Below are 17427 nucleotides of genomic sequence, written 5' to 3'. Positions count from 1 at the left end.
TCTTCTTTAATTGAAGCTCACTTCGGTGGGCTTTATTATTGCCTGAAAATAATAATAAAAAAGAAAATCTTCATGTTGCAATGGCTGTGTCTGGGCTGGATTTTAGGCCTTGCCAGTATGGGAAAATCTTTTCTGAATATTGAGTTGAATTCAATCTCAGTGATATTTCTTGCTGTGCTCTTTTATTTCTGTAGTTCCAAGCTCAATACTGTTCTGAAAAAGCCCTTACATAAAGGATTGCTGGTAAGTACCTGTATTCTACTCGGGACATTTTTGGGATATGGTTATGCCAATCAACAGCTCAGCCAACGGCTATTGAATGTCGAGCATGAAGTACTGCAGAAAGACATTATCGTTTATGTCAAACGCTTGAATAAACTCGGTGAACAATCCATCCAGCAGCCTTTGGAAGTATTAAACCTCGATGGACGCACCGTAACCTGGATGGGTTTTCTACCTAAAACCTCATCGAATACTTCACAACTATCAGCGAATCATGAAAATAATGCACTTGAACTGGGTCATTATTACCGGCTGCAAGGGCAGGTACGTCCTAATCACAGTTATGCAACGCCCGGTGCTTTTGATGCTGAAAAATGGGCACTGCAACAGAATATGATGGCAGGTTTCCGGATCAAACAGATAGAGCAACTTGATTCAGCTACTGTTTCTACACTGGGGTATAGTCAGTTTATTCGAGAGCAAAGAGCTTTAACTCAGCAATTTCTACTTTGGGTAGAGAAGAAGCGGCTGCAATTAAGAGAGTTCATAGCAAGGCAACCTGTACAAAATAAAGGTTTGCTTCTGGCTTTGCTCACCGGAGATGAAAGCCTTTTAAATCCTGCAACTGAACAGCAATTTCGACGTATGGGTATGAGTCACTTACTGGCGATTTCCGGACCACATGTGCTGATCTTTGCCCTGATGGTCTGTACTATGCTTCGGCTACTTGTCGCACGAAGTATGCCTCAGCTTTATTTGAAATGGCCACGCCAGTATTTTCTGGCTTTACCTTTTCTGTTTTGTGTGGTGCTGTACTGTGCCTTTGTGGGTTTTGAAATCCCGGCAATCCGCACTCTGCTGATCTGTATGATTGGTGTCATCCTCATGCTGCTTCGACAAAATCTGCAGGCTTTAAAACTTCTGATTCTGAGCGCCGCCTTACTGTTATTCATTGATCCCTTTAGTATCTTGTCCGCGGCTTTCTGGCTATCCTATGGGGCCTGTTTTGTATTGCTCAGAATTTATCAGACCATTCAACAGCGACCATCCGAGCAAAATCAGACAGCAATACAAAAACTGTATTTTGCAGCTAAAGTGCTAGTGGAATCACAGTGGAAAATCTTTCTCGCTTTATTTCCTTTAATGATGCTGTTTTTTAAGCAGATTGCCTGGATCACACCGTTCAGCAATTTGGTCGCAATTCCCTGGATCGGTCTTTTGATTGTACCGATCGATATTCTGGCAGCAATTCTCTTTTTTATCGCTGAACCGGTCTCAAGCATGCTATTTCAGCTGAATGATCTGTTGCTGAATATCCTGTTGGGCTTCTTAAATCTGCTGGATCACTGGTTTAAACCGCAGTTAATTCCAGTTGCAATGAATCACTGGATGATTGGGCTATGTATTCTGTCTTTGCTGATTTTATTCTTACCACGTGGAGTATTACCAAAATCCTGGATAGCTGTCGCGGCGGTACCAGTTTGTGTTCCTCAATTTAATCATCCGCCATTTCAGCTTTCGGTGCTGGACGTCGGGCAAGGGCAGGCGATATTCTTACGTTATGGAACTCATAACATGATGATCGATATGGGCGGTTATTATGATGAGGAAAAATTTAGTATTGGGAAGCAGGTAATCATGCCATTTCTGTCGGTACAAGGTGTTTCTCAACTGGAGCAGGTGATTTTAACGCATCTGGATCAGGACCATAGTGGTGCTTATCACAGGATTAAAGACCAGCTCAAGATTAAGAATATCTATGCCAATGAAGTGACCGAAACTGCAGCCTCTTCAAACTTTCAATTATGTTATCAGGGACAGCGGTGGCAATGGCAGAATGATGTGCAGATTAAGGTCATTGCACCAAAACTAGAACAATTAAATACTGCTAATTTCAATAAAAATGACCTGTCTTGTGTAGTGTATTTGCAGCTCAAAGATGTCTGGCCTTATCAGAATTTTCTGCTGATGGGAGATGCAGGTTGGCAGACTGAATATCAGTTACTCAAAGACTACCCCGATTTAAAAGTGGATGTCTTGGTCTTAGGCCATCATGGCAGTCAGCACAGTTCAGCTTATCAATTCTTGCAGCACTATCGTCCTAAACTGGCGATTGCGTCTGCTGGAAAATTTAATCGTTACGGGCATCCAAGTCAGTTGACTCAACAGCGTCTCAAAGAATTGGATATTCCTCTATTGACTACAGCAGAGCATGGCAGCCTGCATTTTCATCAGCAAGGAACTCAAATCATTCTAGAAACTGAAAGAAGTCGCTGGAAATGGTTACAAAAACAAAATCTAATTGACTGATTCTAGAGATGGTTCAACAGCAGCCAGATTAGAAGTTCTTAACTGGTTCACTTTGGACAAAGCTTGGTTATGATCAAGCTTATAAATATTTCCCAGATCTTCGTGAGCTCTAAAGCGTTTATAGCTCCAGTGATAATGTTCAGGATGACGCTGAATCAGGTTCTCAATCGTTTTGATGATGATGCCTGTACCCTGATTGGCATCTCCCTGATAAATTCTTTCATCTATGGTCTCGATATGAATATCAAAGCCAGCATTCTCATTACGCAGGGCATAAAGGAACAGCGCACGGGCTTTGGTTTTCTGGATCAGCTTGGCACTCAGATTGCTGGTAGCTAGAGGAACACCAAAGTAAGGAATATATTCACCGCCAACGTTGGGTGTATGATCCGGCAGAATGACAGTGGTGCCACCTTGCTTCAAGGCTTTGAAAATCTGTCGTACACCAGACTCATCTGTCGGCACCAGATTGGCCTGTTCGCGGCTGCGTGCTGCACGAACAAATTGATCCGCTGCCTGATTTTTTACAGGCTTATACATGATGGTCATTGAAGTGAATTGCGCAACATAGGCATTCATGATTTCCCAAGTGCCAAAGTGCGGCACAATTAGTACCAGACCTTTATTTTGTGCCAAGGCATCATGCAGTAAATCTTCGCCTATAACCTTATGCACTCTCTCAATATTTTTCTGATTACTCGAACCCCAAATACTGAAAAATTCGAAATAAGACATCAGTTCATTGCGAATCGCGGCACGGGTAATCCGTTCTCTTTCCTGTGTCGACAGTTCAGACAAACTGATCTCAAGGTTCAGGCGAATTACATCAGAAGTTTTAGAAACTTTAAAAATATTAACGATTAAGGCAAGAATACGCGCAATCCATCGGGAAACTGAAAGCGGTTGGCGGCTAATATATTTGAGTAAACCGTAAGCTGAATTCTTTGAGCTGCGTTCAGTCATTGAGTTGTAATATTGATAAAATAAAAAAGAATAGCACTTATTATAGGCGAAAACGGTTTCTTTAGACAGAATTACCCTTTTCGGTGTATATAATGGGTTCAATATAAATTAATTTATTGGATTATTTATGTCCGATTGGCCACCAAAACCTGAAAATCAAATACAAAATATGCAACAACCCGTTCAGCCGACTGGCCCAGAATGGAAACTGCTGGAAAAAGCGGTTTTAGCTTCAGTAGAAGAGCAACGACGGGCACGTCGCTGGGGGATCTTCTTTAAATTTCTGACCTTCGCTTATCTGCTGATTGTCATTCTTGCGCTGGGTAAAGGCTGTAGCATGAGTGCTTCTGATCCAAGTGCAGGCGCAGGTGCACACATTGCTGTGGTTGATATTATTGGCACGATTGCCGCAGACAAGCAAAGCGTAAACAGTAGCAATACCATCAAATCACTCAAAAAAGCCTTTGAAAACAAGCAAAGTAAGGCTGTCGTTTTAAATATTAATTCACCGGGTGGTTCACCAGTCCAGTCAGATGAAATCTGGCAGGAAATCCAGTATCTGAAAAAACAGTATCCTGAGAAAAAACTCTATGCCGTGATTGGTGATACAGGGGCTTCTGGTGCTTACTATATTGCCTCCGCTGCAGATGAAATCATTGTCAATCCATCGAGTCTGGTCGGTTCAATTGGTGTGATCATGCCGAACTATGGTGTGAATAACCTGCTGCAAAAACTTGGAGTTGAAGACCGCACCATGACTTCAGGTGAAAATAAAGCTTTGCTGTCCATGACACAGCCGGTTGATCCTGCGCAAAAAGCGCATGTACAAGGTGTGCTGGATAATGTGCATGGTCACTTTATTAATGCTGTAAAGCAGGGACGTGGAGCCAAATTAAAATCGAGTGATCCTGCTATTTTCTCAGGTCTGTTCTGGACCGGTGAACAGGCGGTGAAATTGGGTATTGCAGACCGTATTGGCAGTTTAAATACTTTGAAGCGTGAACTAAAAACTGAAAAAGCACTGAACTACACTATTGAATATAGTCCATTTGAGTCAGTACTGGGTCGTATGGGTTCATCGATTGGTGAAGGAATTGCAACTTCAGTGGCACAGAAACTTCAGTCAGAAAATAAAACGACCTTACAATGAAACCATTGATTCATTTTGCGCACGCCAATGGCGTGCCATCTAAAGTCTATCAAAAGCTGTTTGAAGGACTACAAGATGATTACGATATTATCTATGTGCCGTTATTAGGGCCTGATAAGCGTTATCCGATTGATAATCACTGGAAAAGTCTGACTCAGCAAGTGATTGACAGTATCGTGCGCCAGTCTCATGGACATCCAGTGATTGGTTTGGGACATTCATTAGGTTCAGTCCTGAGCTTTCAGGCCTCCTTACAGCGTCCGGAACTTTTTTCGCAAATGATTATGCTTGATCCGCCGATGATCATGGGCAAAGAAGCCTTTGCATTGCATATTGCAAAAACTTTTCGCTTAAAAGCACTGGACCAGATGTCACCTGCAGGTTTGTCGAAACGCCGTCGTGATCATTGGGAGTCTCGGGAACAGGCAGCTGAACTGCTACGACCGAAAGGCTTTTATCAGGATTTTGATGCAGATTGCTTCCAGGCTTATATTGACTATGCCTTAAAGGATGATCCGGTTCGAGGTGGAGTTGAACTCACCATTCCTAAAATGGATGAAGTGAATATCTTTAGAACCAATCCATCGCTATGGTGGTTACCTCAGGCAAAACCAAAAGTACCAGTACATCTGGTGGTTGCCAAGAAAGGTCCATTTTTGGCGCGCAGATTTCCGCAGCAAGTGCAAAAGAAATTTGGCATTCCATTTACAGTGGTAGATGGTGGGCATATGTTCCCATTGGAGCAGCCTGAGCAAGTAGCGAGTCTGGTCAAACAACTGATTCAGCAACAGTCTGCTTAAAGCTCATCTCATCTAAAGAAATAAAAAAACGCGTCCGAGGATGCGTTTTTTTATATTTGGACTTTTAGAATTTGCAGAATTGAACAGGTTCTTGCATTTTTGCATTACGGTACAACACACCTTGTTCAGTATGCTGAATTGTCCCATTACAAATCCATTCTACCACTTGTGGGTAAATCAGATGTTCCAGTACATGTACCCGCTGCGCTAAAGTGTGAGTCGTATCTTGATGCGATACTTTTAATACACCCTGTGCTAAGGCTTGGCCGGCATCCAGTTCGGGGGTGACATAATGCACTGTACAACCATGCAAAACATCACCAGTATTCAGGACGCGCTGATGGGTATGCATGCCTTTGTAATGTGGCAAAAGAGAAGGGTGAATATTCAGCATTTTCCCTTCCCAAGCTTTCACAAATTTTTCACTTAAAATTCGCATAAAGCCCGCAAGTACGACCAGATCGACATCCCACTCCAGAAGCTGCTGATGCATGACATCATCAAAAGCTTCCCGGCTTGGATACTGCTTATGTTCAATGACTGCAGTCGGAATTCCTGCTTTATGAGCGCGCTCTAAAGCAAATGCTTCAGGCTTGTTGGAAAGCACCCCGACAATTTCTCCTGACAGATGGGCATCTATCAGGGCTTGCAGGTTCGATCCACTGCCTGAAACAAGTACAGCAATTTTAATCATGCGAAATTACGCGAAGATCACACGAATTTTTTCGTCTGCACCTTCAACAGATTCAGCATTATCTGCAATGTGACCCATTGCCCATGCTTTCTCACCCAAACCGTTGAGTAACTCTACAGTTTTGTCTGCTTCGGCTGCATCAACAACAAGAACCATACCTACGCCACAGTTAAAGGTACGATACATTTCAAACTGTTCTACACCGCCTTCGCGTTGAAGGAGTTTGAACAGCTCAGGCCATTCCCAAGAAGATTCATTTACGACTGCTTGAGCACCGTTTGGTAATACGCGAGGCAGGTTGCCTGGTAAACCGCCACCTGTGATGTGTGCCATCGCATGTACATCAACCTGTTTTAGCAGTTCAAGAATAGATTTCACATAAATGCGTGTTGGTTCCATTGCAACATCTGCAAGTGGACGACCATCAACGATTTGATTCAGGTCAACATTTTTAACTTCAAGAATTTTACGAAGCAACGAATAACCGTTTGAGTGTGCACCAGAAGATGCAACACCAATAAGTACATCACCCGCTTTTACTTTAGAGCCATCAATAATTTTGCTTTGCTCAACTACACCGACACAGAAGCCTGCAAGATCGTAATCTTCACCTTCGTACATGCCTGGCATTTCAGCAGTTTCACCACCAACCAGTGCACAGCCTGCAAGTTCACAGCCAGCACCGATTCCTGTTACGACATTTGCAGCCACGTCCACATTTAGGTGACCAGTCGCATAATAGTCCAAGAAGAAGAGTGGTTCAGCACCACAAACGAGAAGGTCGTTCACACACATTGCAACCAGATCTTGACCAATGGTGTCATGACGGTTCAAATTCAGTGCCAGACGTAATTTTGTACCAACACCATCTGTGCCTGATACGAGAACAGGTTCTTCATAACCTTTAGGGATTTTACAAAGGGCGCCGAAACCGCCTAATCCGCCCATTACTTCAGGACGTTTAGTACGCTTAGCGACGGACTTGATTCGGTCGACTAACGCGTCTCCCGCTTCAATATCGACACCTGCATCTTTGTAGCTTAAACCAGTGTTTGGGGTAGAAGTTGAGTTGCTCATAATGAAGTCTCCGCATTCGCGCGGGGGATTATAACCTGAATATGCAAAACTCTTATGGTATTTATGCCCTAAAATGCTATCTTTATTAAAATATTTTACTTTTTATAACGATTAATAGAGAGAAGGCGAAACTTTATGGTAGATCGCACATTGCGTCGCGTGTTTATCCTAGCTGGGATAGCTTTGTTGTTGTGGATTCTATATTTACTAAAACCCGTTGTAATTCCATTTGTTGCAGCGTTTTTAATGGCTTATCTGTTCAGCCCGCTGGTAGATAAACTGCACGATATCGGTCTGCCGCGTTGGCTCTCTATTAGTATCGTTTTTACTGGAATCGGGATCGTTATGATCCTGGCGATCTGGTATCTGGTGCCGTTGATCTGGCAGCAGCTGATTTATGCGCGTGACAATATACCTGCGGTCATTGGCTGGATTAATTCAACCTTTTTGCCATGGTTGTCGAATACCTTCAATGTCGTTGAAATGGAAATTGATACCACACAGATTTCTGATGTGGTCATGGACTATGTGCAAACCAATTATAGTGCTGACAGTATTCAGGCCTTCCTGCTACGCCTTGCACAATCTGGAATTAACTTCTTGCAGATTGGCGGTACGATTGTCCTGATTCCAATTATTGCATTCTATTTTCTGCTGGATTGGGATCGTATGCTGGAAAGCTTACGCCGCCTGATTCCACGTCCTTATGAACAAAGTACATTAAGAATCGTCGGTGAATGTCACAGTGTACTTGGAGCTTTTGTGAAAGGGCAGTTTCTGGTGATGATTCTGCTGGGAATCGTTTATGCGATTGGTTTGCAATTGATTGGTCTTGAAGTTGGCCTGATTATTGGCATGGTGGCAGGTCTGGCCAGTATTATTCCTTATCTGGGGTTTGCGGTCGGGATTATTGCAGCTGTCATTGCGACCTTCCTGCAATTCGGAATTGACTGGTGGCAACTGGTTCTGGTGGGTGTTGTGTTTATGGTCGGTCAGGCGGTAGAAGGCTATGTATTACAGCCATTCCTGCTCGGCGATAAAATAGGTTTATCTCCAGTTGCTGTGGTTTTTGCGGTATTGGCGGGCGCACAACTGGCTGGCTTCCTAGGAATGCTGATTGCTCTCCCAGTTGCAGCGGTAATTGTGGTTCTGCTCAGACATGCACGTGAATATTATGAATGCACATCATTTTATGGAAATCAGGCAGTCGTCATGAATGATCCGGCTACAGGTTCCATAAGCGTAGAAACTTCAGACTTAGATGTTGATATTGAAATGAAAAAGTCAGAAGCAAAACCACTGCAAGAGGGAAAGAAATCAAGTAAGATGGATGTACCTCTTCATAAAGACTCATAAGGCCATCAGAATCATATGCGTCAATTGCAGCTAGATATAGAACCTCAACTCGATGCTCGAATTAGTGATTTTTCGGGCCCGGGATGGGGTCATGTAATTGACGCAGTCCGACAGCTGCATGCAGGCCTAATCAGCCGCTTTTATGTGTATGGCGGGGCTGGAACAGGGAAAAGTCACTTACTCTCTGCCATTTGTGATTCTTATCTGGAAATCGGTAAGACTGCTATACAGGTGTCTTTGCTGGAGCTTCTGGATGCGCCTACTGAAGCGATTACTTCGCTGGACCGGTTTGACCTGATCGCACTGGATGATATTGAAGCCATTAGTGGGGTTCCACACTGGCAACGCGCCGTTTTTCACTTGATTAATTATAATGATGAAGGCGGTGGTCAGCTGGTATTTTCTTCCCGTTTTGCACCCATTGAGTTAAAGCTTGAATTGCCCGATTTGCAGTCCCGACTCACGCAGGCAGTTAGTGTCCGTGTCCCAAATGGCAGTCTTTATGCGGACCGATTTGCCTTGGTATCCTCGGTATTGGACCGACGCGGTATTCATCTTGATCCACAGATTTTTGATTATTTGCTAAATCACGGACCACATCAAACTTCCGTGCTTTTACAAACATTAGAACAGATTATTCAATTACTTAAAGGCGAAAAGCTGAAGGTCAGCAATGCTAACCTGCGGCAGATTTATGCATTAATTGATGAATATCGTTAAATTATAAAACATCTTGAGTAATTACTCAGTCTATGCGAAAGTAAGGCAAAATAATTCGCTGTTGCAAGGAAGATGCAACTTTAGAAGAAAAAGAAAGAAATAAAAAAATTAAGGAGAAGGGTATGCTCAAGAAGAGCATAGGCATGGCTTTGCTATGTATGGCGGGGCAGGCATATAGTGCAGAAATTATTGTAACTACCACAGAAGATATTGAAAAAGATGACAAGGAATGTTCACTTCGAGAAGCTGTTGAATATGTGAATCGTGGCCTGGCTAAAGAAGGTTATATGGGCTGTGGTGGCGAAAATGCTATTGGCACCATTATCTTAAAAGAAAAAACGACCTATGTACTGAATAAGCATATCCCGATCAAGAAATCAGTAACGATTAAATCTATCGCAGAAGTAGATGGTGAATTTAGTAGTACCGATAAGGTAATGGGGTTATATAACGCTCATATTCAAATGAAAGGGACAGATAATCTCTTCCGTATTAGCAATGATGAAGAGCTGATTCAAGTCAATTTAAAAGAACTCGACCTTGAAGGTTGCGGTAAAAGCAGCTGTGCCGAACAAGGTGGCCTAATTCATAATAAAGGTAAATTGGTGATTGATTACAGCCGCTTATACAAGGGAGCTGCGAGTCAAGGTGGTGCCATTTATAATGTGGGGAAATTTGGCCAGAATCTGATTGCTTTTGCCGAAATAAAAACCAGCCTGATTGAAAATAATCAGGCGCAACAGGGTGGCATACTCTATAGCCAGCTTCCATACTTTCTGGTTTATCAAAGCGTTTTAAAGAATAACCAGACGCTGAATAATAATGCTACCAATATTTATACAGCGGGCCAAGTCGATAATCCTGCCGATATTCAATCCATTAATGCTGAAGTCCTAAGCAGTACCCTGTTAAAAAATAAGGGAGCACTGATCAATGTGATTGATGGAGTGGGAATCAATAACCTGACAATAGTGGACAATACAGGTACAGCACTACGTATTAGTGCCCCGAATGGTAAAGCCTATGTGGCGAACAGTATTATTTTAAGAAATGGTACGCAGGATTGTCAGATTGAAACTACGGATAAAAGTACGATTCACAATAACCTGGTAACAGCATCTTGTGGTACAGGTGATGCTGCGTATCCAAACCAGATCTGGACAGGTACTCGCTTGTTTGCAGAGGCTTCAGATCAAAGTGAAGGTGTTTGTCTAAATTTAAAACAAAATAGCGATGCTATTCTATGTCCTTATAGCGTTCCTAAAGATCAGTTCTTGGGCTATCTACGTCCTCGTATCCTGTTGAATTATAATCAGGTTAGTGATTCACCGATTGTAAATAGAGGGACTAGCTACAATAGCAGCAATCCTTCAGTCAGCTGTGAGGCGTCAGACCAACGCGGTGTAGACCGTTTACTAGATAACTTATTTTGTGACCGTGGTGCGATTGAAATTACAGTTCCAACATCTACCAGTCTGGTTGGACAGGATCTTCTAAAAGGAGAGACTGCAAAGTTTTCAATTGAATCTGCTTTAGGAGATAGTGATTTAATTCCTAAAGAGCAATGCAATAACATTATTGGAGAGAATCCAAAGGGTGAGCCTTGGCAAGATGGCTGCTTACAGGTTATCCAAACCAAAACTGTTTCCAAGGGCAAAACAGTCATTGATATTGATGGGAATGTTGTTTATACCCCAGATTCACAATGGCATGGTGCTGACATTTTTGAAATTCAGGTAGTTACTTCATCTACACGATTTAATAAGTCCAAACCTTATCTGGTTTTAAGTACCCAGATTGTACAGGAACCTAAAAATGAAATGAAAGACAAGTCTGTGAAAACCTCTGGTGGGGCATGGGGAATCGCTGGCTTAATGGGCTTGATAGGGTTGATCGGCCTACGTCGCAGATTAAAAGATTAAGGAAAAATCATGAAAAATTATAAAAAAGGACTGCTTGCAGCCATGATTTTATCTGCCATGAGTTTAATGGCAGCCGAAGATAAAACCATATATGTCACTACATTTGCTGACGAGGACGGGGAAAATACCAGTGCCTGTTCCTTGCGTGAAGCCATTAAGACAGCCAAGCTGGATAAATCCTATGGAGGATGCAATGTTGGCCGTACATTGCGTAATGATGGTTCCGCTCCAGATGTCATCCAACTCGAAGCTGGGGAATACAAACTCAATAGTGAAATTATTGTTGAATCCCATGTCAATATTTGGGGAAAATCACCCTTCAATTATACTCAAAGAAGCCCTATTACCTTTTTATATCCAACACGTGAGGCTTTAACAACCACCATTTCAGGCCAAGGGAAAACCCGCTTATTTAATACGATCGCTAGCCAAGCCAGCATGGTGGTAAATGGTGTCATCCTGAAAGATGGTTATGCTGCAAAAACTAGTCTGGATAAAGGTAATGGTGGAACATTTTATGTCGCCGGTCCTCTAAGCCTCGTGAATAGTGAAATTGTAAATTCACGAGCGGCTGCAGAAGGCGGAGCAATTTATGCAGTGGCGATGAATAATGAAAAAGTTATCAGGATTCAGGATTCCTTAATTCATCAGAATAAAGCAGCTACATATGGCAGTGTCTTGGCCATGGATTGTGTGGGGAATTTGGGCAGTACAGAGACCAAGCTAGAAATTAGCGCAAGCAGCATTGTCAAAAATGGTTCTACTGATACGGCCAGTATTCTGGACTTCTGTGGTTATGCCAAAGCTGATATTAGTAACTCTACGATTGCAAAAAATACGACCAGTACTACAGGTCATATTTTCCGAATGGCCAATGAAATCAGCCGTCCATTAAGTTCTTTCTTCACTTTTAGTGCTATTAATAACACGATTGTCGAAAATACTGCTCGCTCAACCATCTTTTATGACAATACTGGTAATTCGAGTCTGGCTTATAATGTATTAGCATTTAATCAGGGCTTGTCTTGTGAATATGCCTTGAATGGTGGGAATCCAAGTAAAGAACAGGATGTAGATTTATTTACTGCTTATAATGCGATTCATACAAGTGGTTCCTCGCGCTGTGTATTACCTGAACTGGCAGAAAACAGTGTTTCAACGAATATTGATGTGTCCAATAATCAGATTACAGATCTGTTAACTCCTTATATCGAACCTTCTGTAAATAACCGTTATTTAGGGATGTATTATCCAATTGATCGACAATCGAATACGGATCTGGTCAATATCGGTACAGAAAGTTGTGAAGAAATTGATCAGCGTGGAATTGAGCGGTTGACTAAGGCAACCTTATTATTTAATCCGGACGCAAAAAATTCCTGTGAAATTGGGTCGGTAGAAATCCGGCGCTTAACTGCAGCAGATATTTCTGGCCTAAAAAATAGTTCTTTAACAGAGTTGCTGGATTATTATCAGGAAAATATTGATGATATTAATTCTATTCTGGCCGATAAGAATACAAAACCTGAGGAAATACAGGGCTTAAAGGAAGAGCTAAAAGAATATGAGGATCTTTTAAAATATACCAAGCAATACCAGAAATATCGTGCCATATACGTTAATCCATTTAGTTTGGTCATGCCTCAAGAAACTTTAAATAATACTCAAGTACAAGCTAAAGCATTAAATTCACAAAATTATGAAATTACAGTGCAATCTTTAGGTGTAGGGTCTTTATCTGGATCAGGCAGTTCATTAATTGTTCAAGGTGCGCCGAATGACCCAAATTTAAAATGTGAATGGAAGCCTGACTTAAACCGTATCATGATGTATCGTACTGATGGCAAAGTAACCAGTCTCTCGGATACGGAGTATTGCCGTTATACAATTAAAGACAAGCAGACAGGTGCCAGCAGTACAGGTATTTTGCAGGGCGCATTTGTAAATATTAAACCGATTGTAAAAAATGATGAATATAGAATTAGCGCAGAGAACAATCTGACCGTAACTGTGAATCCATTAGAGAATGACAGCGATGATGGTGATGGTCCACGGATGAATGGCAAGGCTGCTTTCTATCGTGATAAAGATGGTCGTGAGATTCCAATTCGCATTGTCAAGCTTCCTGCCGGAGTAAACCTTTCCGCAGAGCGAGAAGGACCATGCCCAGGAAATTTTGCAGGTGAAACCTGCTATGGTGGAAAATTAACCTTTAGTGTGAAAAATACTTTTAGTCAGTCAGATTATGATATGCAGTATCATGTTTTTGATGCAGATGAGTTGATGTCAGATACAGCTAGAATTAACTTAAAAAATACGGCTAAAAATACCAATACATCATCAAGTGGTGGTGGTCCATTTGGAATTTGGGGATTGTTCGGATTATTAGGTCTGGCAGGATATCGCCAAATTAGAAAATAATTGCAGCATGAAAAAAGCCTCCAGATGGAGGCTTTTTTATTTAACTTAAATTAATGAGTTTTAGGTTGAGTGAGTTGCTGGTATTTCTGGATATATTCTTCACGGATCGCCAGTCGTTCTTCTGGTGTTGCTTTTTGCATCCGTGCCCCTAACTCCTTACGTTCCTGGCTGCTCATCATTTGCCAGGTTTCACGCATACGCTGCTTTTCAGCTTCAGGAAGCTGGGTGAACCAATCCATGCGTTGCTGTAAATTAATACGTTGCTGTTCAGGCATTTCTTTTAAGGACTGATAACGTTTAATTAATGCCAGTTGCTCGGAATCAGAAAGTGTATCCCAGGTTTCGTTGACCTGCGTATTGGCATCTTTGGAAAAAATCCAAAAACGTTCAAATCCCGCAAAGCTGGTTTGCAGGAAGCTGAATGCACAAAATGCAATTGCTAATCTTTTAGCTGCCATGTGGAACTTTGTCCTCACCTAAAACCATTAACATTTCCAGATCTTCAAGCATCTGTGGGGAGAGTTTGGGGGTAGATACTGCCTGAGTCTGAGGTTCGTTATGGCTGACAATATTCGGTAGCACTACCACGCCAGCAATCGCAGCAGCCAAAGCAAAGCCAGACATTTTTAGAAATGCAAAGCGTGAATGTTGTGCGTCCTGAATATGCTCCAGCACATGATTCATCACCACCGGTTTATCTTTGTGGTGCTGTGCCAGTCCATCAAGTTTGGAAGTTACTTGCTTTAAGAAATCATCTTGCTTCATTCGGATGATCCTCCCAGATATGGATTTAAGTGTGCTAGAGAGGCACGTAGACCTTGAATAGCACGGTGATAATGGGTTTTCACACTGCCTTCTGTACAGTTCATAATTTGCGCTGTAGTTTGAGTATCAAAGCCTTCCCAAGCTCTGAGCATAAATGCTTGCTGCTGACGCACAGGTAATTTGGCAATCGCCTCCTGAATTTCTTCAGCAGTTACTGCCTGATCCAGAAATTCTAAAGGTGAGGGCGTAGATTCATCTACCAGATTGTCAAATTCGACTTCGTCGTCATCAAGGCTGACTTTTTTGAAAAAGGAAAAGGGCTGGTTGCGACGTGCTTCTTTACGACGCCAATCCTGTAATTTGTTATTCAGAATCGTATAGAACAGGGGATACCACTCTTCAGTGCTTTTCTCTGCATAAGATTTATGCAAAGCAATAAAAGCTTCCTGAACCAGATCCATTGCGATCCCATGTTGTCCCTGAGTCGCACTTTCCATCATCACCAAAGCACGCCCGGTCACGTCCTGCATGAAATTTTTCAGGCGAGACTCAGCGGTACTCTTTAGAATACTCGCATCTTGTGACTGCAACGGTTTCGGTGCTAAATCCATAGAGATGGAAAATCCTGTCATTGGATACCCACCATTATTCCCAAGTTCATGTGCATATAACGTTGGGAATAACGATTTGGTTGACAATAAAACTTATTATTTTTGTAGTGTAATCTATTTTATAAATACACTGACTGGAATTAAAACAATGTAACCTAAATACCGTATTAGATACGTTGACGCACCATCTCAAAGAAACAGATAGAGCCTGCAATGGCAACATTCAGGGATTCCTGTCCACCTGGCTGTGGAATAGTCACCGCTTCGGCATGTTGCAGGGCATAGTCAGATACGCCTTGACCTTCATTGCCCAGAATCCAGACGCAGGCTTTACGCAAGTCTTTACTGTACAGGCTGCTAGAACGATGTGAGCTGGTGACATATACCGGAATCTTGAATTGCGGTAAAAGGTCTTCCAGTGCAATATTTTCAAAAGTTTGCAAAGAAAAATGCGCGCCCATACCCGCACGTAATACCCGTGGTGACCAAAGAGATGCTGAACCCTTAGTACAAATGACCTGATCAATACCGGCAGCTGCTGCTGAACGTAGCAGGGTGCCAACATTACCGGGATCCTGCACATTTTCAAGGATCAGAGTGTCAGCCGTAAAATCAAGTGCCTGGCTTGAGCTTGGAATATCGACAATCGCCATACATGCAATCGAAGTGCCTAAGGTACTCAGGTCCTTATAAAGCGATTCACCAATGACAAAGACCACACCGGTATATTTGTTTAAAATAATGTCGAAATCAGGATGCGCTAAAGCATGTTCAGTCGTGAAGATCGAATTGATTTTCTTGTTTTCATGTAACCATGCAAGACACAGGTGCGTGCCTTCAAGCACAGTCTGTCCTTGTTTTTTTCGATAAGAATTCTGTTCAATTAAACCGCGTAAGTGTTTAATTTTAGGATTGTCTTTGGATTCAAGGAAGATGGTTGGCATAAGAAGAAAGTCCACGGCAGTCAATCAAAGATCAACTGCCGTTTAAAAATTAGTGGTGGTAGCTGGTCACAAGCTCAACTTCATTTTTTGAGCCAATGATGACAGGAACACGTTGATGCAGATTTGTAGGTTCGATTTCAAGAATGCGGACACGACCAGTCGTTGATGCACCGCCAGCCTGTTCCATCAGCATACTCATTGGATTGGCTTCATACATTAAACGTAAACGACCTGCTTTCGTTGGGTCTTTTAAGTCGTATGGGTACATGAAGATCCCGCTACGGCACAAAATACGGTGAATATCGCCGACCATACAAGCGACCCAGCGCATATTGAAATCCTTAGCGCGAGGACCTGTTTTACCTGCCAGCAATTCATCGATATAACGCTGTACAGGTGCTTCCCAGTGACGTTGGTTTGATGCATTGATTGCATATTCTTTAGTATCAGCAGCTACCTGAATCGCTTCAGAAGTCAACAGAAACTCTTGAGTTTCAGGATCGAAAGTGAAGAATACCACACCAGCACCCACAGTCAGTGCCATCATGGTTGATGGGCCATACAGGACATAACCAGCAGCAACCTGATTGACACCAGCCTGCATGAAGTCTTCTGCCTGAGTTACACTATTTTTTGCGGGAAGAATCGAAAAGATAGTGCCCACACACATGTTGATATCAATATTGCTTGAGCCATCAAGTGGATCGAACAATACTAGATATTGACCATTTTCCTGTGCTGAAGTGAATTCATCCAGTTCTTCAGATGCTAAACCGCCTACATGTGGATGTACTTTTAATGCATCAATCAGATAATCATTAGAAATCACGTCCAGTTTCTTTTGCTCTTCGCCTTGAACATTTTCATGCTGAGCACTACCTAATACACCCGCTAGAGCACCTTTTTGCAGGAGTTGGTCAATACGCTTGCAGGTATTTCCAATTGTTTCAATTACTTGTGCAAGTTCAGGTGTGAGGTTCCCGCTTTGTTGTTGTAGGAATTGGGATAAGGTGCGGTATGACATAAGGGAAAAACTCCAAGACTTATAATCGGGGAAAAAAGATCAAAACGATATACGGCTATATTTTAGAGGAGAACGTCCGAAAAGGACAATTAAACTGAATTATTTGTTGTGATTTTGCCCTTGCAACTCCTGTGGAAAGTGCTATGTTGAATCAAAGGAAAAAATGATCATAGGAGCACAGAGATGACAACATTAAAGTTTGATGCGACTCCAACGCCGAGCGAAGCGATTAATCTCGATGAAATTTCTGAAGACAAGATGAAAGAAGCGTGGAAGGATTACGAAGCAAAACCTGAATATAAAAAATTCAATAAACACGACATGATTGAATCCATGCAAACTGCAGAAGAAGGTGAAGGCAAAGAGTAATTTTATTCTTTGATCTTTCAAATATCCCTCTAATAAAAAAGCACTCGATTGAGTGCTTTTTTATGAATGATGTATTATT

Annotated in this window: 16 protein-coding genes; 8 read left to right on the top strand and 8 right to left on the bottom strand. The window is 42.2% G+C overall.

Annotated elements, in window-relative coordinates; translation table 11 throughout:
* Positions 1–72: 72 nt before the first annotated feature.
* A complete protein-coding gene (locus FTU00_RS03145; protein ID WP_180179067.1) occupies positions 73–2532 on the top strand; it encodes a DNA internalization-related competence protein ComEC/Rec2 in 2460 nt (819 codons plus the stop codon).
* Here the strand turns inward: FTU00_RS03145 and FTU00_RS03140 are convergent.
* Positions 2521–3495, bottom strand: coding sequence for a lysophospholipid acyltransferase family protein (locus FTU00_RS03140; protein ID WP_180179066.1), 975 nt, complete (start codon positions 3493–3495; stop codon positions 2521–2523). The two genes, FTU00_RS03145 and FTU00_RS03140, sit on opposite strands and share 12 nt — an antisense overlap.
* A gap of 127 nt (positions 3496–3622) precedes the next feature.
* Here FTU00_RS03140 and sppA point away from each other — a divergent pair, with 127 nt between their 5' ends.
* Together sppA and FTU00_RS03130 are read left to right on the top strand one after the other, a co-directional pair.
* Positions 3623–4645 carry a signal peptide peptidase SppA gene (sppA, locus tag FTU00_RS03135; protein ID WP_180179065.1) on the top strand — a complete coding sequence of 341 codons (1023 nt, stop codon included), beginning with the start codon at positions 3623–3625 and terminating at the stop codon, positions 4643–4645.
* Positions 4642–5445, top strand: a complete 804-nt coding sequence (locus FTU00_RS03130; RefSeq protein ID WP_180179064.1) for an alpha/beta fold hydrolase — start codon at positions 4642–4644, stop codon at positions 5443–5445. The genes sppA and FTU00_RS03130 overlap by 4 nt, the downstream gene beginning before the upstream one ends.
* 64 nt (positions 5446–5509) lie before the next feature.
* On the opposite strand, the gene purN is transcribed toward FTU00_RS03130, so the two are convergent.
* Together purN and purM are read right to left on the bottom strand one after the other, a co-directional pair.
* Positions 5510–6139, bottom strand: coding sequence for a phosphoribosylglycinamide formyltransferase (purN, locus tag FTU00_RS03125; RefSeq protein ID WP_180104424.1), 630 nt, complete (start codon positions 6137–6139; stop codon positions 5510–5512).
* A gap of 6 nt (positions 6140–6145) precedes the next feature.
* Positions 6146–7216 (bottom strand): phosphoribosylformylglycinamidine cyclo-ligase, encoded by a 1071-nt coding sequence (gene purM / locus FTU00_RS03120; protein ID WP_034170936.1) that lies wholly within the window; start codon positions 7214–7216, stop codon positions 6146–6148.
* A 135-nt stretch (positions 7217–7351) separates the two neighbouring features.
* Here purM and cxpE point away from each other — a divergent pair, with 135 nt between their 5' ends.
* The 4 genes from cxpE (at position 7352) to FTU00_RS03100 (ending at position 13635) form a co-directional block, all read left to right on the top strand.
* On the top strand, positions 7352–8572 hold the full coding sequence (gene cxpE / locus FTU00_RS03115; RefSeq protein WP_180004096.1) for a chloramphenicol efflux transporter CxpE: 1221 nt from the start codon (positions 7352–7354) through the stop codon (positions 8570–8572).
* A gap of 15 nt (positions 8573–8587) precedes the next feature.
* Positions 8588–9292: a DnaA regulatory inactivator Hda gene (gene hda, locus FTU00_RS03110; RefSeq protein ID WP_159124042.1), complete on the top strand. Its 705-nt coding sequence runs from the start codon at positions 8588–8590 to the stop codon at positions 9290–9292.
* A gap of 122 nt (positions 9293–9414) precedes the next feature.
* Positions 9415–11214: a rhombotarget A gene (rbtA, locus tag FTU00_RS03105; protein ID WP_159124041.1), complete on the top strand. Its 1800-nt coding sequence runs from the start codon at positions 9415–9417 to the stop codon at positions 11212–11214.
* 9 nt (positions 11215–11223) lie between these two features.
* Positions 11224–13635 (top strand): CSLREA domain-containing protein, encoded by a 2412-nt coding sequence (locus FTU00_RS03100; protein ID WP_180179063.1) that lies wholly within the window; start codon positions 11224–11226, stop codon positions 13633–13635.
* 50 nt (positions 13636–13685) lie between these two features.
* Here FTU00_RS03100 and FTU00_RS03095 read toward each other — a convergent pair whose 3' ends face one another.
* The 5 genes from FTU00_RS03095 to FTU00_RS03075 form a co-directional block, all read right to left on the bottom strand.
* Positions 13686–14093 (bottom strand): DUF3106 domain-containing protein, encoded by a 408-nt coding sequence (locus FTU00_RS03095; RefSeq protein ID WP_159124038.1) that lies wholly within the window; start codon positions 14091–14093, stop codon positions 13686–13688.
* On the bottom strand, positions 14083–14400 hold the full coding sequence (locus FTU00_RS03090; protein ID WP_004784617.1) for a hypothetical protein: 318 nt from the start codon (positions 14398–14400) through the stop codon (positions 14083–14085). The genes FTU00_RS03095 and FTU00_RS03090 overlap by 11 nt, the downstream gene beginning before the upstream one ends.
* Entirely contained in the window at positions 14397–15011 is a 615-nt protein-coding gene (locus FTU00_RS03085; RefSeq protein WP_159124054.1) for an RNA polymerase sigma factor, read from the bottom strand. The genes FTU00_RS03090 and FTU00_RS03085 overlap by 4 nt, the downstream gene beginning before the upstream one ends.
* 167 nt (positions 15012–15178) lie before the next feature.
* Entirely contained in the window at positions 15179–15955 is a 777-nt protein-coding gene (locus FTU00_RS03080) for an RNA methyltransferase (protein WP_159124036.1), read from the bottom strand.
* A gap of 49 nt (positions 15956–16004) precedes the next feature.
* Positions 16005–16979: a class 1 fructose-bisphosphatase gene (locus FTU00_RS03075; protein ID WP_159124035.1), complete on the bottom strand. Its 975-nt coding sequence runs from the start codon at positions 16977–16979 to the stop codon at positions 16005–16007.
* Between the two features lie 183 nt (positions 16980–17162).
* Here FTU00_RS03075 and FTU00_RS03070 point away from each other — a divergent pair, with 183 nt between their 5' ends.
* On the top strand, positions 17163–17348 hold the full coding sequence (locus FTU00_RS03070; protein WP_159124034.1) for an NF038105 family protein: 186 nt from the start codon (positions 17163–17165) through the stop codon (positions 17346–17348).
* Positions 17349–17427 lie beyond the last annotated feature (79 nt).

This window comes from Acinetobacter sp. YH12041 (assembly GCF_013419975.1).
Taxonomy (GTDB): domain Bacteria; phylum Pseudomonadota; class Gammaproteobacteria; order Pseudomonadales; family Moraxellaceae; genus Acinetobacter.
This window is presented reverse-complemented; position numbering and strand designations above follow the sequence as displayed.

Bases quoted from the DNA above. Each gene is read 5' to 3' on its own strand.
- FTU00_RS03085 (WP_159124054.1), bottom strand. From the start codon at position 15,011: ATGGATTTAGCACCGAAACCGTTGCAGTCACAAGATGCGAGTATTCTA.
- rbtA (WP_159124041.1), top strand. From the start codon at position 9,415: ATGCTCAAGAAGAGCATAGGCATGGCTTTGCTATGTATGGCGGGGCAG.
- purM (WP_034170936.1), bottom strand. From the start codon at position 7,216: ATGAGCAACTCAACTTCTACCCCAAACACTGGTTTAAGCTACAAAGAT.
- FTU00_RS03130 (WP_180179064.1), top strand. From the start codon at position 4,642: ATGAAACCATTGATTCATTTTGCGCACGCCAATGGCGTGCCATCTAAA.
- cxpE (WP_180004096.1), top strand. From the start codon at position 7,352: ATGGTAGATCGCACATTGCGTCGCGTGTTTATCCTAGCTGGGATAGCT.
- FTU00_RS03145 (WP_180179067.1), top strand. From the start codon at position 73: ATGTTGCAATGGCTGTGTCTGGGCTGGATTTTAGGCCTTGCCAGTATG.
- FTU00_RS03080 (WP_159124036.1), bottom strand. From the start codon at position 15,955: ATGCCAACCATCTTCCTTGAATCCAAAGACAATCCTAAAATTAAACAC.
- purN (WP_180104424.1), bottom strand. From the start codon at position 6,139: ATGATTAAAATTGCTGTACTTGTTTCAGGCAGTGGATCGAACCTGCAA.
- FTU00_RS03095 (WP_159124038.1), bottom strand. From the start codon at position 14,093: ATGGCAGCTAAAAGATTAGCAATTGCATTTTGTGCATTCAGCTTCCTG.
- hda (WP_159124042.1), top strand. From the start codon at position 8,588: ATGCGTCAATTGCAGCTAGATATAGAACCTCAACTCGATGCTCGAATT.
- FTU00_RS03100 (WP_180179063.1), top strand. From the start codon at position 11,224: ATGAAAAATTATAAAAAAGGACTGCTTGCAGCCATGATTTTATCTGCC.
- sppA (WP_180179065.1), top strand. From the start codon at position 3,623: ATGTCCGATTGGCCACCAAAACCTGAAAATCAAATACAAAATATGCAA.
- FTU00_RS03090 (WP_004784617.1), bottom strand. From the start codon at position 14,400: ATGAAGCAAGATGATTTCTTAAAGCAAGTAACTTCCAAACTTGATGGA.
- FTU00_RS03140 (WP_180179066.1), bottom strand. From the start codon at position 3,495: ATGACTGAACGCAGCTCAAAGAATTCAGCTTACGGTTTACTCAAATAT.
- FTU00_RS03075 (WP_159124035.1), bottom strand. From the start codon at position 16,979: ATGTCATACCGCACCTTATCCCAATTCCTACAACAACAAAGCGGGAAC.
- FTU00_RS03070 (WP_159124034.1), top strand. From the start codon at position 17,163: ATGACAACATTAAAGTTTGATGCGACTCCAACGCCGAGCGAAGCGATT.